This is a genomic window from Tsukamurella sp. NPDC003166 (assembly GCF_040611135.1).
Classification (GTDB): Bacteria; Actinomycetota; Actinomycetes; order Mycobacteriales; family Mycobacteriaceae; genus Tsukamurella.
Genome location: NZ_JBEXNL010000006.1, coordinates 13,744 through 27,654 on the forward strand (window position 1 = coordinate 13,744; position 13,911 = coordinate 27,654).

At 69.4% G+C, this 13,911-nt stretch carries 14 protein-coding genes; 6 read left to right on the forward strand and 8 right to left on the reverse strand.

The window, feature by feature from the left end; all coding sequences use genetic code 11:
- Positions 1–30: 30 nt before the first annotated feature.
- The 8 genes from ABZX10_RS09080 to ABZX10_RS09115 form a co-directional block, all read right to left on the reverse strand.
- On the reverse strand, positions 31–1,098 hold the full coding sequence (locus ABZX10_RS09080) for an SLC13 family permease (protein ID WP_355537582.1): 1,068 nt from the start codon (positions 1,096–1,098) through the stop codon (positions 31–33).
- Positions 1,095–3,089, reverse strand: a complete 1,995-nt coding sequence (gene uvrC, locus ABZX10_RS09085; protein ID WP_355537585.1) for an excinuclease ABC subunit UvrC — start codon at positions 3,087–3,089, stop codon at positions 1,095–1,097. The genes ABZX10_RS09080 and uvrC overlap by 4 nt, the downstream gene beginning before the upstream one ends.
- 87 nt (positions 3,090–3,176) lie before the next feature.
- Positions 3,177–3,494 carry a hypothetical protein gene (locus tag ABZX10_RS09090; protein ID WP_355537588.1) on the reverse strand — a complete coding sequence of 106 codons (318 nt, stop codon included), beginning with the start codon at positions 3,492–3,494 and terminating at the stop codon, positions 3,177–3,179.
- Between the two features lie 52 nt (positions 3,495–3,546).
- Positions 3,547–4,716: a hypothetical protein gene (locus tag ABZX10_RS09095; RefSeq protein WP_355537591.1), complete on the reverse strand. Its 1,170-nt coding sequence runs from the start codon at positions 4,714–4,716 to the stop codon at positions 3,547–3,549.
- Between the two features lie 59 nt (positions 4,717–4,775).
- Positions 4,776–6,434, reverse strand: a complete 1,659-nt coding sequence (locus ABZX10_RS09100) for a long-chain fatty acid--CoA ligase (protein WP_355537594.1) — start codon at positions 6,432–6,434, stop codon at positions 4,776–4,778.
- Positions 6,435–6,533: 99 nt separating this feature from the next.
- Positions 6,534–6,893: a hypothetical protein gene (locus ABZX10_RS09105; RefSeq protein WP_355537597.1), complete on the reverse strand. Its 360-nt coding sequence runs from the start codon at positions 6,891–6,893 to the stop codon at positions 6,534–6,536.
- A gap of 84 nt (positions 6,894–6,977) precedes the next feature.
- Positions 6,978–7,934 (reverse strand): HNH endonuclease signature motif containing protein, encoded by a 957-nt coding sequence (locus ABZX10_RS09110; protein ID WP_355537600.1) that lies wholly within the window; start codon positions 7,932–7,934, stop codon positions 6,978–6,980.
- 77 nt (positions 7,935–8,011) lie between these two features.
- On the reverse strand, positions 8,012–9,883 hold the full coding sequence (locus tag ABZX10_RS09115) for a DUF2075 domain-containing protein (protein ID WP_355537603.1): 1,872 nt from the start codon (positions 9,881–9,883) through the stop codon (positions 8,012–8,014).
- A 189-nt stretch (positions 9,884–10,072) separates the two neighbouring features.
- Between ABZX10_RS09115 and ABZX10_RS09120 the strand changes: the two genes are divergently transcribed.
- The 6 genes from ABZX10_RS09120 (at position 10,073) to ABZX10_RS09145 (ending at position 13,876) form a co-directional block, all read left to right on the forward strand.
- A complete protein-coding gene (locus ABZX10_RS09120; protein WP_355537606.1) occupies positions 10,073–10,405 on the forward strand; it encodes a hypothetical protein in 333 nt (110 codons plus the stop codon).
- Positions 10,406–10,409: 4 nt separating this feature from the next.
- Positions 10,410–10,856, forward strand: coding sequence for an NADAR family protein (locus ABZX10_RS09125; protein ID WP_355537609.1), 447 nt, complete (start codon positions 10,410–10,412; stop codon positions 10,854–10,856).
- Between the two features lie 259 nt (positions 10,857–11,115).
- Entirely contained in the window at positions 11,116–11,757 is a 642-nt protein-coding gene (locus ABZX10_RS09130; protein WP_355537612.1) for a DUF4352 domain-containing protein, read from the forward strand.
- A 96-nt stretch (positions 11,758–11,853) separates the two neighbouring features.
- Complete coding sequence (locus ABZX10_RS09135; RefSeq protein ID WP_355537615.1) at positions 11,854–12,237, forward strand: hypothetical protein; 384 nt, start codon at positions 11,854–11,856, stop codon at positions 12,235–12,237.
- Positions 12,234–12,830 (forward strand): AAA family ATPase, encoded by a 597-nt coding sequence (locus tag ABZX10_RS09140; RefSeq protein ID WP_355537618.1) that lies wholly within the window; start codon positions 12,234–12,236, stop codon positions 12,828–12,830. The genes ABZX10_RS09135 and ABZX10_RS09140 overlap by 4 nt, the downstream gene beginning before the upstream one ends.
- 38 nt (positions 12,831–12,868) lie before the next feature.
- Positions 12,869–13,876: a hypothetical protein gene (locus ABZX10_RS09145; protein WP_355537621.1), complete on the forward strand. Its 1,008-nt coding sequence runs from the start codon at positions 12,869–12,871 to the stop codon at positions 13,874–13,876.
- Positions 13,877–13,911: the final 35 nt, after the last annotated feature.

Here is a 13,911-nt window from a genome sequence, read left to right on the forward strand (position 1 = left end):
GATCGGGAGCAACCGGGCATACCTGACGCGTCAGAGAACCAGGACCGCGGCGACCGTCGCGGGAACGGCGAGCAGCACGCCGTGGGACGCGAACCGGCGGGCGGAGATCCGCACCCCCGCGCGGGTGCACCGCTCCCGCCACAGAAGGGTGGCCAGGGACGCCCACAGCGTGACGACCGGCGCCACTCCCACGCCGATCAGGAGAGCCATGAGCCGCACGGGTTCTCCCGCCGCGGCGGGTTCGAGGGCGAGGTAGGCCGGCAGGTTGTTGACGCCGTTCGCGGCGAGGGCCCCGACCCCCGCCAGCCGCAGCAGGTCCGACGGTGCCGCGCCCGCCCCCGCGACCGACCTCAGGACGTCCTCCAGGCCGAAACGCAGCGCCGTCTGGAGCACGGCGAACACGGCTACGAGCACCACGACCATCCGCCACGGCACCACGACCTCGCGGAGCCGCCGCGGCTGCCGGACCGCCAGCGTGCCGGCCAGAACCACCGCCGCCACCGTCGCCGCGGCCCAGGGCGGGGCGCCGAGCGCGAACGCGGGCCCGAGCGCGGCGCAGGCCGCAGCGGCGACGCGGAACAGCACCCGGTCCGGCGGCGGCTCGTGCGCGGGCACCGCGTACGTGCCGCGCAGCGCACGGCGGTGCAGCCACCACAGCAGCGCGACGGTGACCGCGATCGCGGCCAGCGCGGGCCGCCAGGACAGCGCGAGGTACGCCCGCACGCCGCCGTCGAGGTGATAGACGGCGAGCAGGTTGGTGAGGTTGGACACCGGCAGCAGCAGCGAGGCCGTGTTCGCCAGCCACACCGTGGTCATCGCGAAGGGCAACGGCGCGATCCCGAGGCGGAGGGCGGCCGCGAGGACCACCGGGGTGAGCAGCACCGCCGTCGTGTCCAGGCTCAGGACGACGGTGGCAGCGCACGCGACCAGCACCACCCACAGCCACATGAACAGCACCCGGCCGCGGCCGAGCCGGGCGGCCAGCACCCCGAGCGCGTCGAACACGCCTGCCAGCTGCGCGACCTCGGCGACCACCGTGATCGCGAGCAGGAAGACGAGGACAGGGGCGACCTGCGCCACCACGCCAGGCACGTTCACGCGCTGTCGGTACGCAGGCCGTCGAGCACGGTGCGCGCGGTCGTGAGCCCGATCCCGGGGACCTCGACGATGTCCTCCAGGCTCGCCTCCCGCAGTTTCGCCACGGACCCGAAATGCTTGATGAGCGCGGCCTTGCGCGTATCACCGAGGCCGGGGATCGCATCCAGCGCGCTGACCGTCATCCGCTTCGACCGCTTGCTGCGGTGGAAGGAGATCGCGAACCGGTGAGCCTCGTCGCGCACCCGCTGCAGCAGGAACAACGCGTCGGAGCTGCGCGGCAGGATGACGGGGTCGTCCTCGCCCGGCACCCACACCTCCTCGAGCCGCTTGGCGAGGCCCACGACCGCGACATCGGTGACGCCGAGTTCGTCGAGCACCTCCTGCGCGGCCGCGGCCTGGGGCGCGCCACCGTCGACCACGTACAGGTTCGGCGGGTACGCGAACCGGCGGGGCCGCCCCGTCTGCGGGTCGATCGCCGCCTCCGGGGCCAGGTCTCCACCGTCCCCCGAGTCCGCCACCGGGTCGGTCGCCGCGGTGCCGGCACCGCCGTCGGACTTGTGTCGCAGGAAGCGCCGACGGGTGACCTCGGCGATCGACGCGACGTCGTCACTGTGACCGTCGCCCGCGGCCTCCTTGATGCCGTAGTGGCGGTAGTCCGACTTCTTGGCCAGTCCGTCCTCGAAGACGACCAGCGATGCCACCACGTCGGAACCCTGGATGTGGCTGATGTCCACGCACTCGATGCGCAACGGCGCCTCGTCCAGATCCAGCGCGTCCTGCAGGCCCTGCAGGGCCGCCGAACGGGCCGTGAGATCACCCGAGCGCTTGAGCTTGTGCTGGTGCAGTGCCTCGACGGCGTTGCGCTCCACGGTCTCCATCAGCGTGCGCTTGTCGCCGCGCTGCGGGATCCGCAGCGAGACGCGGGCGCCCCGCAGCCCGGAGAGCCAGTCCTGCAGCTCGTCCGCGTCGTCCGGCAGCACGGGGACGAGGACCTCGCGCGGCACCGGGTTGGGCGCGTCCTCCCCCGACTGTTTCGCCCGCTCGGCCTCCTCGCCGTAGAACTGGGTGACGAACTGCTCCAGCAGCTCCGCGTGCTCGTTCTGCTCCGCATCGCCGGGCTTCTCGACCACCCACCCGCGCTGGCCGCGGACCCGGCCGCCCCGGACGTGGAAGATCTGTACCGCGGCCTCGAGCTCGTCGGCCGAGAAGGCGACGACATCGGCGTCGGTGCCGTCGCCGAGCACCACGGCCTGCTTCTCGACGGCCTTGCGGAGCGCGGAGACGTCGTCGCGCAGGCGCGCGGCGCGCTCGAAGTCCAGCTCCTCGCTGGCCGTGAGCATGTCGGTCTCGAGCTGCTTGATCAGGTTGTCCGTCCGGCCGGCGAGGAAGTCGCAGAAGTCCAGGACGATGTCGCGGTGCTGCTCGGCCGTGACGCGACCCACGCACGGCGCCGAGCACTTGTCGATGTAGCCGAGCAGGCAGGGGCGCCCCATCTGGCTGTGCCGCTTGAACACTCCCGCCGAGCAGGTCCGTGCGGGGAAGACGCGGAGCAGCAGGTCCAGCGTCTCTCGGATGGCCCAGGCGTGGCTGTAGGGGCCGAAGTACCGCACGCCTTTGCGCCGCGGCCCGCGGTAGACGTACAGCCGCGGATACTCCTCGTTAAGGGTGACCGCCAGCATCGGGTACGTCTTGTCGTCCCGGTAGCGGACGTTGAACTGCGGGTCGAACTCCTTGATCCAGTTGTACTCGAGCTGCAGCGCCTCGACCTCGGTGCCCACCACCGTCCACTCGACCGACGACGCGGTGGTGACCATCTGCTGCGTGCGCGGGTGCAGTCCGTAGACATCGGCGAAGTAGGAGTTCAGGCGGCTGCGCAGCGACTTCGCCTTGCCCACGTAGATGACGCGGCCGTGCTTGTCCCGGAACTTGTACACGCCGGGCTGCGTGGGAATGGTGCCCGGTGCGGGACGGTAACTCTGCGGATCGGCCACCCGTCCAGATTAGGACGGGTGGCCGACAGGTTCGGTGGGTGGTGGTCCGAGCCGCGTCCGCAGACGCGCATCGTCCGCCTCAGGTGGTCAGCCGATGGGGATCCAGATCGGGCCGAGCCAGAAGCCCCAGTGGTGCCGCCCGGCGTCCCAGACCGGCTGGTGCCATCCGCCCTGGTGGAAGACGGGGCCGGGCCGCCAGTTCGGGTCCTCACCGTTCGTCCGCGGGTGCCAGCGGTTGTCGATGGGACGGTTGACCGGCCGGTCGCCGCGGTGGTCGTGCTGGATGTTCCAGTTCGGTCCGGGATCGGCCGACGCGACGCCGGCTCCGACAGACGCGACGCCGCCGACGATCGTGGCGCCCAGGAGTGCTGATCCGATCAACTTCTTCATCTTCATCGTGGTCATGCGGAAGATCCTGACCTGCGCTGCTGGACGCCGGCATCGGGCTACCTGGTGATCACCTGCGGGATCGGCGACCTCTGCTGTGAGCCCCGGGAAGCATGCTCCGCGAGACCAACGGATCGTCCTCCGCGAGGTCGAATCGCTCGCGATAGCCGGTGGCCGCGATGTCGTGGACCCCCAGATGCGGCGTGATCATCGCCATCCACAGACCGCACAGGTGGCACTGCACGCGGTCGCCGTCGTCGAACAGCAACCCCGGCCGCGATACGAGGAGTTCACCCACGGCCGCCTCGTAGCCGCGGTCGCTCGAGATCAGGCGCAGGATCTCCGTCACGCGCCGCTGCGAGGCGTCGATGCGGCTGCGGAACTGCGGCGGGCTGAGATGCTCGAGCACCGACCTCCGCAATTCCAGGTAGTGGTCGAGGTGGCCGGCCCGTTCCATTGCGTGCTCGAAGGCGGTGCGCGGCGCGGCGTGCCCGTCGTGGTCGGCCCGGAGGTTCCACAGCTCCGGCACCGGTACCGAGCCGCGCCGCGCCCCACTGATCCGACCGTGCGCCGCGATGTGGTTGTCGACGCTCGCGAACCACAGGCCGCACGCCGGGCACTGCTTCAGCGCGCCGCCCGGCACGTTGACCGCAGCGGGCACCGTGAACGAGGCCGGGTCGTGACTCCAGGCGTCGATGATCGCGACGGTGACCGACGCGGCGTCGCTGCCCACGCGGTCGGCGAGGCGGCTCGGACCGAGGCCGTTGGCCGCCGCCCAGTTCGCCGCCTCCGCCCAGGTGCTCCAGGGCGCGCCCTCGGGCGGTTCGGCGAGGGGGGACCCGTGCCGGATGCGCCGAGGATCCGGCCCGGCCTCCGGAACCGGGGCCCGGAACCGTCGGGGACGCGTCCCATGCCCGGCGGTCCCGACGGTGCGCCGCGTCCCGTCCGGCACGGAATCGTGCGGCTCGCGGACGCCCGGGCCGCGGTGCACCAGGCTGTGCGCATCCACATCGGAGAACCAGATCCCGCAGTCCGGACACTGCTCGACCCCTACCGGAACCGCGATCGCGGGCGACCGCGTGAACAGGTCCGGGGCCCGGCGCCATTCCTCGATGATCGCCAACAGCGCGTCGATCCGGGTAACCCCCTCGCGCTGCGCGATCGCGCCCACGCCGAAACCGCCGGCCGCCGCCCAATTGGCAGCGGCGACCCAGCGCGGATCATCAGACTGTTCGAGCACGCCTTTCAGAATGCATCATCATGTCAACCCTTGATGTTTTGACACGCCTGTCCGACTCGCTATTCGCTGCGCACGTCCAGGCCGCCGCCCGCGTGCTGCGCCCGCAGAACCTTCTTGTCGAACTTGCCGACGGAGGTCTTCGGAACCTCGGCGATGAACGCCCAGTTATCCGGAATCTGCCACTTCGCGAACTTCCCGGTGAGATGTTCTCGCAGCTCAGCGATGGTGACCTGAGCATCGGGGTGGAGGACGACCGCGACCAGCGGACGCTCGTCCCACTTCGGATCCGGTACGCCGATGGCCACCGCTTCGAGCACCGCGGGGTGGGCCATGACCTCGTTCTCGAGCTCGACGGAGCTGATCCACTCGCCGCCGGACTTGATGACGTCCTTGGACCGGTCCACGAGGGTCACGTAGCCGTCCTGGGTCACCTTGCCGATGTCACCGGTGCGCAGCCACCCGCCCTCGAACTTGTCCGCGCCCACGGGCTCGGCACCCTCGGGACTGTAGTAGCTGCCCGTGATCCAGGGGCCGCGCACCTGCACCTCGCCCTGGGAGACGCCGTCGGCGGGAACGACCTCGCCCAGGTCGTCGACGAGTCGCCCCTGCACGCCCGGGAGGAACCTGCCCTGCGTGTTGCGGTAGGCCCAGGCGTCGTCGCCGGTGACGCCCCGTGGCGGCCAGGCGATGCTCGCCAGTGGGGAGGTCTCCGTCATGCCCCAGGCCTGGACGATCGGCACGCCGTGCCGATCCAGCGCCTGGGCGAGGCTGAGCGGGACCGCCGAGCCGCCGCACGCGATGTGCCGGAGGTGGGTGATGTCCTGCGGGTGCTTGTCGAGGTGGTTGACGATGCCGATCCAGACCGCCGGGACCGCGGCCGAGATCGTCGGCTTCTCCTCAGCGAGGAGGCGGACCATGGGCTCGGGCTGCAGGTAGCGGTCGGGCAGGATCAGCGAGGCACCGGACATCAACGCACCGAAGGGCGTGCCCCAGCTCATCGCGTGGAACATGGGCACGATCGGCAGCACCGTGTCGTTCGGGCCCATCCCCAGGCCGTAGCTGGCGCAGACCGCGGTGGAGTGCAGCCAGATGCTGCGGTGGCTGTACATGACGCCCTTGGGGTCGCCGGTAGTGCCGGAGGTGTAGCAGGCCGCCGCGGCGGCGCGCTCGTCGATGTCCGGCCAGTCGTACTCGTCGCCCTGCGCGTCGAGCAGCTCACGGTAGTCGTGCAGCTGCACCCCCTGAGGCGCCTCGACCAGGCCCTTGTCGCCGTCGACCACGACGACGTGCTCGATCGTGGTCATGCCGCCGATCGCCGCGTTGAGCTGCGGGATCAGGCTGCCGTCGGTGATGATCACGCGGTCCGCGGCGTGATTGGCGATGTAGGTGATCTGCTCGGGGAACAGGCGGATGTTGATCGTGTGCAGCACTGCGCCCATCGCCGGAATGGCGACGTACGCCGTCATGTGCTCGTTGTTGTTCCACTGGAAGGTGCCCACCCGGTCCCCCGGCACCACGCCGAGTGCCGTCAGCGCGTGCGCGAGCCGGGCCGCGTCGCGCCCCATCTCCCGGAAGCTCATCCGGGTCGTCTTCTCCGGCGTCCACGTGGCTACCTCCGCGGCGTCCGCGTACCAGGTGGTGGCGTGTTTGAGGAGGGTCGCGAGCGATAGTTGCTCGTCTTGCATCGTGGAGGCCAGGGGCAGGATCGGTTCGGGCATGGACCATCACTACCCCATGCCCGACGGTGCGCGCCCCGGTTTGACAGAGCCTGTGCGGCCGCTCCTGCCCGCGCGGGCCGTTCTTGCACGCCCGGCCCATCATGCGACCGAGCGCACCAGTTGCAGGTCGAGCCCGGCACCGATGCCCGAGGGCGGACGGCGCCGATCGCCCGGGCGCCAGTCGTCGAGCAGGACACGCACCGTCCAGCCGGTGAACTGCCCGGTGTCACTGTCGAAACCGGCGGGTTGGGACACCTCCAGTCGGATCGCCGCGCCGTCGTCGCGGTAGAGGAGCACCCAGGTCCCGGCGAGCGCACCGTCGGGCCACCGGGCAGGTGTGACGGCCTCGAGTGGGAACAGCACCTCGTCGGGATGGAAGGAAGCAGCGGTGGCGCGCCCCTTGCGCCGGACGGTGTGGGGACCGGAAACGACGGAAGCGATCGGTTCGTTGGCGTTCATTGCGGCGCGGGCGAAAACCCGTCCGAACGGGTACCACGGCCCCTGCCCCGACCGGACGAAGAGCTCATCGACCAGGGCCTCGGTTCAAGCTCCCCCGAGACGGCGCTCGGCTGCACGTCGTGCCACGCCGGTCGTGGATGCGCGCGGCGGCTGATTCACCCGCGGGGGATCGTGCGCCGCGATCGCGTCCAACGCGATCCTCTGCGCGAATGCGCCTGCACGCTTCGCCTTGGCCGCGTCCCGCGGGACGAACGCCGTCCGTTCCCGTAAGTGCCAGTAGGCGGTTGCTTCCAGCGAAGTGTCGAACTCGAGTCCACCCGTGGCATCGATCTGCAACAGCCGGGCGTCGAACAGCCGATGGATATCCGCCCTGAGAAGAACTCCGTTCCACCGGTCACTGATCGCGTGGCTCCCGTAGTCGAGGATGTGAGCGGCCTCGAGGGTCTCTTCAACGGCCTCACCGGTCACGGCGCAACGTCCCGCATAGGCGGCCATCACGTTCTTTCGGAACGTCGCCTGTCCAACGCGCTCAACCCTCTCGGACACTGAGCGGCGGTGCTCCCGTCGTTGATAGTCGTCGCCGGACGCGGCCGACCCGACTGTGACGAGATCGACCGCTGAGATGTGGAAGCAGCTCCGGAGGAAGGAGAGTGCGCGCTCGTCACTGATTGCGAAAGGCTGCCGGAGGCGGACCGTCTCCGTCTCGGAGTAGCCGAGCGCACGGAGGAGCTGTCCCGCCGTCGGCGATTCGATCGGCGCCGTCGAGTACGGCTCAAGGTAGATCCGATCCTTGTACAGCCGTGTACCACCCCACACCGGCTCGAGATCCTCGAGCTGAGGACGGCCGGGCCGAGCGATCGGCTGTGGGTCACTCGTCGCGATTGCGACCCCACTGAGCGAGCCGCCTCCAGCCACCCAGAAATACAGCTCATCACCCTCCTCGACGTCGCGGTGATCGGGAGTGTCCCAATACCCCTTGGTGAATCCGTAGCTCAGGTTCTCCGGGTGAGCGGAGGAGACCGAGAAGATCCATGCCGTCATTGCCCATGCGCCCTTCAGGGTTCGCATCGGGTGGAGGCGTGTCCTGTGCGGAAGCCTGTCGGGCCGAGCTCGTTTCGTTAGTGCTGCACGAGGCGCCGCAGCGCCTCGCGGGTCTCTTCGTCGGTGGAGTACAAGACGGTGCCGACCATGCCGCGAGTGAGCAGCACCTTGTAGGTGTTGCGGATCAGCAGGTCGAAGCGCACGTCGGTGAGGTTCTTCTTCGACTTCAGACTGGGGTCGCGGTTCTGATCCCGCCGCACGGTGAACCGGCCACCGCGCCAGACGAGGTCGGGGCCGAGGATCACGCCGCTCCAGTCGTATTCGAAGCCCTGGGCGGTGTAAACGCAGCCCACCTGCCCGAAACCGCCCGGCTCCGTCGCCCACAGCTGCGACGGCGGGATCTCCCCCATACGCCTGTCGGACTTGGAGTTCCAGGGGCGCGCCCAGTCGTCGATCACCACGTCCGGCACCAGAGTCCGCTCCGGAGTCGCGTCGCTCCACGGCCAGCAGTAGCCTGCCGTCATCCGCGCCGAGTACCCCTTGTCGCGTTGCTCACCGAGGATCCGCTCCAATTCCCAGGGCGTCTCCGCGACGCGGACCTCGAAGCCCTCGTCGCCCGTCCACGTCCACGGCGCGCGCTCCCCCAGCCCGACGAGATCGAGAACCCATTCGACGTATCGGTCGCTGCCGCCGCACCGGAACTGGTCGTCCAGTCGTACGTGCACCGTCTCGAGCCCCAACGACGCCGCGTACGCGCGGATCTGGCTCAGCGACCTGAGCTCGCCGGGGCGTACCACCTGGTGCTCGTCGAGGAGGAACAACGGCACCCGAGCTGCGGCGATCAACTCGTCCGCCTGCGGCCGCCCCGTTCGATCAGCGGCGCGGGTGTACCGGTTCGCCGAGGTCTCCCGAATACGGTGCGCCTCATCGAGGATCAGCACGTCAAGCCCGTTGCGGTCCGCGGTGACGAACTGATTGAAGTATTTGAACATCGCCTGAACGCGCGGCGCCCGCGCCCCCGCGACCTGCCGCAGCGTCGTGGTGAACGAGCGGGACCCGGTGGCGTGCAGCACTGTCCGGCCCCGTCGGGCGAGATCACCGAGAACCGCGAGCGCGATCGCACTCTTCCCGCTCCCGGGCCCGCCCGTGACCACGAGTACCCGTTTGGTGTCGGCCGCGCGGGCCCGCTCGACATCGTGCAGCACCAGGTCGACGGCGAGCCGCTGGTTGCCGAGCAGGTGGAAGACCTGACGCTCGCGTACCTCCTCCGCCGCCACCGCCAGGAGCTGTTGCGATGGCGCGGCAGGCGAGTTCAGCAGGAGGTCCGCCGCGTAGCCCGACGGTGCCCCCGGCTTCAGTCGCGTCCGAAGGTAGTCGAGCATCGCGTCGGTGTCCGCGCCGGTGAACATCCGCCCCGCGACCGTCGCCGGGTAGTCGGCGAGGTCGGCGACCGCGCCGGGGTCGTGCACGTTGTGCAGGTACGCCACTCCCGCCAGCGGGTCCGGCTGATCCCGCAGCGCTCGGGCGAAGTCGCCGATGTACTCGCAGTAGCCGGCGACCTGCGCGACGGGGTGCGAGATCGGCCCGCCGAGGTGCGGCACGGTCACCAGTGCCGGATCGCCCTCGAACGCCGACGCCGACGACCACTGCTTGAGCTCGACCACCACGTACGACGGCGCTCCGGTCGCGGGGTGAACCCCCGCGAGCACGACGTCAGCGCGGCGGGAGGACAGCGGCAGCTTGTACTCGATGAGGAGCTCGACATCGCCGAGCCCGCCGTGCCGCAGATCGGCGGCGAACGACGGCAGGCTGTTGCCCCACGACCTGCGCTCGGCCTCGCCCACAGTGATTCCGCGTTCGAACAACATGCGTTCCAGCAGCTTCTCCACGAGCGACTCCGAGGTGTACTCCTCGAGCAGTCGGTTCGCGGTGACCCGCAACAGCGCCACGTCGAATCCCCCAGGGCAGCACGAATGATCGTGCGGAGGGGATCTGCCCTGGGCGGGAGTTCCGTCGAACCGCTGTCCTGAGAATACCGCGATCGGAGAACTTGTCAGTGGGTCGGTTCATTCTGTACGGCTGGTCGCACTCGGGGCCGGCCGCGGGCGACCGCGCCACCTGAACCACAAGGAGTTCCCATGCCTACGAGCCACTCATCGTCCACCGTCATCGAGGTCTCGCCGCCGCTGTACCCGTGCGAGTGCGGCAACCCGGACTGCGCGCTCACTGTCGAGGAGGTGGAGAGCTGGTTCTCCCGCCTCGTCCCGCACCGCCGGGTCCTCGAATGCGTAGCGGACGAGTTCCGCCTGATCGAGACGTGCGCGTTCTTCGACGACCACGTCGAGCGGTGCATCCGGAAGTTCACCGACCTCGCCGAGGCGTACCCGCCGCTGCTCGCGGCCCGGGCGATCGTCGAAGCGGTCAACACCTGGCACGGTTGCCCTGAAGAACTCTGCGGACGGGACGACTGACGCGATGAGAGTCATCGACTCGTTCCGAGGGAAGCACTTCTTCCTCTCGAACTTCTATCCGGCGCGAGTCCTGTTCCGCGGACAGGAGTTCCCCACGGCCGAGCACGCTTTCATGTCCGCGAAGACCACGGACGAACACAGCATCGAGCAGATCAGAACCGCGCCGACACCTGCGGAGGCAAAACGGATCGGCCGCTCGGTCATCCTCGTCGACGACTGGGACCGCGTTCGGTTCGACGCCATGGCCGACGTGCTGGCCGCCAAGTTCGACGATGCCTCACTCGCCCGTCGGCTCGCCGCCACTGGTGGCGCGACCCTGATCGAAGGCAACACCTGGCACGACCAGGTGTGGGGGTCGTGCACGTGTGACACGCACCGGAACTTCGACGGCGGGAACGCCCTCGGTGTGCTCCTGATGCGCGAACGTCTCCGCCACCTCCTATTCCTTTGAGCAGCTACCGATTTCGGTCGAGGACGATGCGAAAACTTGTCAGTGGTCGATGCGATGCTTCTTCCATCAGGTCCTGGGGAGGATGAATTGACCGCACGCACAAGCATTCTGATCGACGCTCACAGTCACCGATCCTGACGGTCTGCTTTCGGCGCACCGTCGTCACCTGATCACCCGAGCCGGCAACGGCTCCGCTCCCCGCCGTTCGGCACTTCCCGCCGATCGGCGATTCCCCCATCTCTGGAAATGAGGATTCATCATGTCTCAGCAGCCCTTCCCGCTGCAGCCCGGCCAGCCCAACGCGGGTCAGCACACGCCCGGTCAGCCCTACCCGTACCCCGCCCCGCCGGCACCGCCCGCCAAGAAGAAGCGCAGGTGGCCGTGGATCGTGCTGGCCGTGATCGCCGTCATCGTGATCATCGCCGTCGCCACCGGCGGCGGAAAGAAAGACGATGCGGGCTCAACCGCCGGCGGGAGCGCGGCTCCGACCGCCGCGAAGACGCCCGGCCTGAACACCGCCGTCCGCGACGGCAAGTTCGAGTTCGTGGTCACCGGCGTCGAGGCCGGCCTCGGCGAGGTCGGTGACAACCCGTACCTGGCGAAGAAGGCCCAGGGCCAGTTCGTCGTCGTCTCCATGACGGTGAAGAACATCGGCACCAAGCCGCAGAGCTTCTCCCCCAGCTCGCAGAAGCTCAAGGACGCGCAGGGCCGCACCTTCGAGTCCGACTCGATGGCGCAGATCGCGCTCGGCGACTCCGATGTGCCGGTGTGGGACAACATCAACCCCGGCAACACCGTCCAGGTCAAGGTCGTCTTCGACATGCCCAAGGACGCCTCCCCGGCCAGCATCGAACTGCACGACTCGATGTTCTCGGGCGGCACGAAGGTGACGCTGAAGTAGCTCGATGGCGCGTCCGGCCGCCCCGGGAATCGGGGTGGCCGGACCGTCCGATGCGACGTAGCATAGTGCTACAGGATCATCGACACAGGAGCCGTCATGCCGCACCCCACCCGCATCGCCGACGACGTCTACGAGAGCGCCCGGGCAGTGAGCGCGCAGGAGGGACGATCGACTGCCGAGCAGATCAACCACTGGGCACGAGTCGGGCGCGAATTCTCCATCCACGAGACGGCGGCTCGCAGCCGCGTGGAAGCGGCTCTCGCCGGGATGCTCGCAGTGGACGAACTCGATGCGGCGGAATCCAAGGTGTACAACGCCGAGGTCCGCGTCGGGATTCGCGACCGACTGCGGAACGTGGACTTCGGGGCCGTCCTCGCAGGGCGGGGCATCGTCACCGTCGCACTCGATGACGAAGGCCGGCTGGTCGAGTACCACCCTGACGGTTCCGAGCGGATCGTCGCCGAGCAGCCCGCGCCGTGAGCCGCCTCGAACTGGTCGTGGGCCCCAACGGCGGGGGGAAATCGACCTTCATCGAACTCGTTCTCGCGCCGAGCTCGGGGCGTCTGCCGTTCGTGAACGCAGACGTCATCGCGAAGGCCCGCTGGCCGGAAGCAGCCGAGGAACACTCCTACGAGGCCGCGCGCATCGCGAGCGCCACGCGCGAACGACTGTTGGCGCGAGGCGACTCCTTCATCGCCGAAACAGTCTTCTCCCATCCCTCCAAGGTCGACCTGATCCGCTCCGCGCTCACGCAGGGATTCGACGTGCACCTCCACGTCGTCATGGTTCCTGAGGAGCTATCGGTTCACCGCGTCGCGCATCGCGCCGCCGCAGGCGGCCACGCCGTCCCCGAGGAGAAGATCCGTGACCGGTACCGCCGGCTGTGGGCCCTGGTGAGCGAGGCGACCCGCCTGTCGACGACGGCGACGTTCTACGACAACTCGAGTAACAGCGGACCCGTCATCGCTGCGGAGTTCGCGCAAGGACAGCCGCTCAGCCCCGCCCGATGGCCGTCGTGGACCCCCACGGAGCTCACCACACTGTGCGCGACGCGCGGCGGCCGGGACGCCTGAAACGCCGGTGCATTCGGAGAGACAGGAGGAGATTCGAGATGGCGGATACAGTCCCTCAGGAACTCGCGGCGCGGGTGATCGCTGCCGCCGACGCGGTGCCGATCGGCCGGGAACAGGCGCAGATCGCGGCGCGGGATGCGTCCCACTACCTGCAGCGACTACGTCCGGGCACCATCGACGACGCGTTCCGCCGGTACACCGCCAGCAACAACCCGGCGTACCTCACGTCCGCCCGCAGCGCGGTGCCCGAACCGAGTCTCAAGGCAGGGCTGTGGGTCACCCTCGTCGTCATCGCCTTCATCGTCGGCACGGCGGTCGCCGAGTCGATGACCGGCGGGATCGTCGCGCTGCTCCTGAGCGGCGGTGGCGTCGCCGGCTATCAGGCCTGGCGGCGCCACGCCCACGAGCGCGACCTCGAGGAACGCGAGCAGGCACGGCTGGCGGCGAACCCGTGGCCCTTCCAGGCCGACCGGATGCCGGCGTGGAACCCCGATGCGGAGCCCGGCGACACCCGCGTGGAGACCCGTCTGGTCGGCCTCGCGGTGCTGCTCACCGAGGAGATCCGCCGGTCACCGGCGTGGCACAACCCGATCCTCGACCAGCACCGGGTCCGCATCAACCTCGACGCCACGCTGCAGGACATCAGCCACCGCGCCTATCGCGTCTGGCGGATGCGCACCGACACGCCGCGGCCGTCGGGCGAGTCGTCCGTGTCCCACGCCCTGGCCCAGCACGTCGACGAATACACCCACGCCGCGCGCATGGCGGAGAACGCCCTGCGCGATCACGTCGCGGCGCTCGCGGAGTACCTGGGCGAGCTCCGCCCCGTCGAACGACTGCTGAACGACCTGCAGCTGCTCGACCGCACCACCACCGGTGCGCACCGCGAGCTGCTCGACCAGCTCTACCGCGACGCCGTCGGCAACGAGGCCGACGCCCGGCGATTCCAGGGCCACGCCGACGAACTGCGCGACCTGCAGGTCAGCCTCGACACCCAGTTCCACTTCCTCCGGGAACAGGTGGCGCGGACCAACCTGCTGCGCTGAGCCACGCCAGGCGACCACGGCGTGGTTTCATCGGG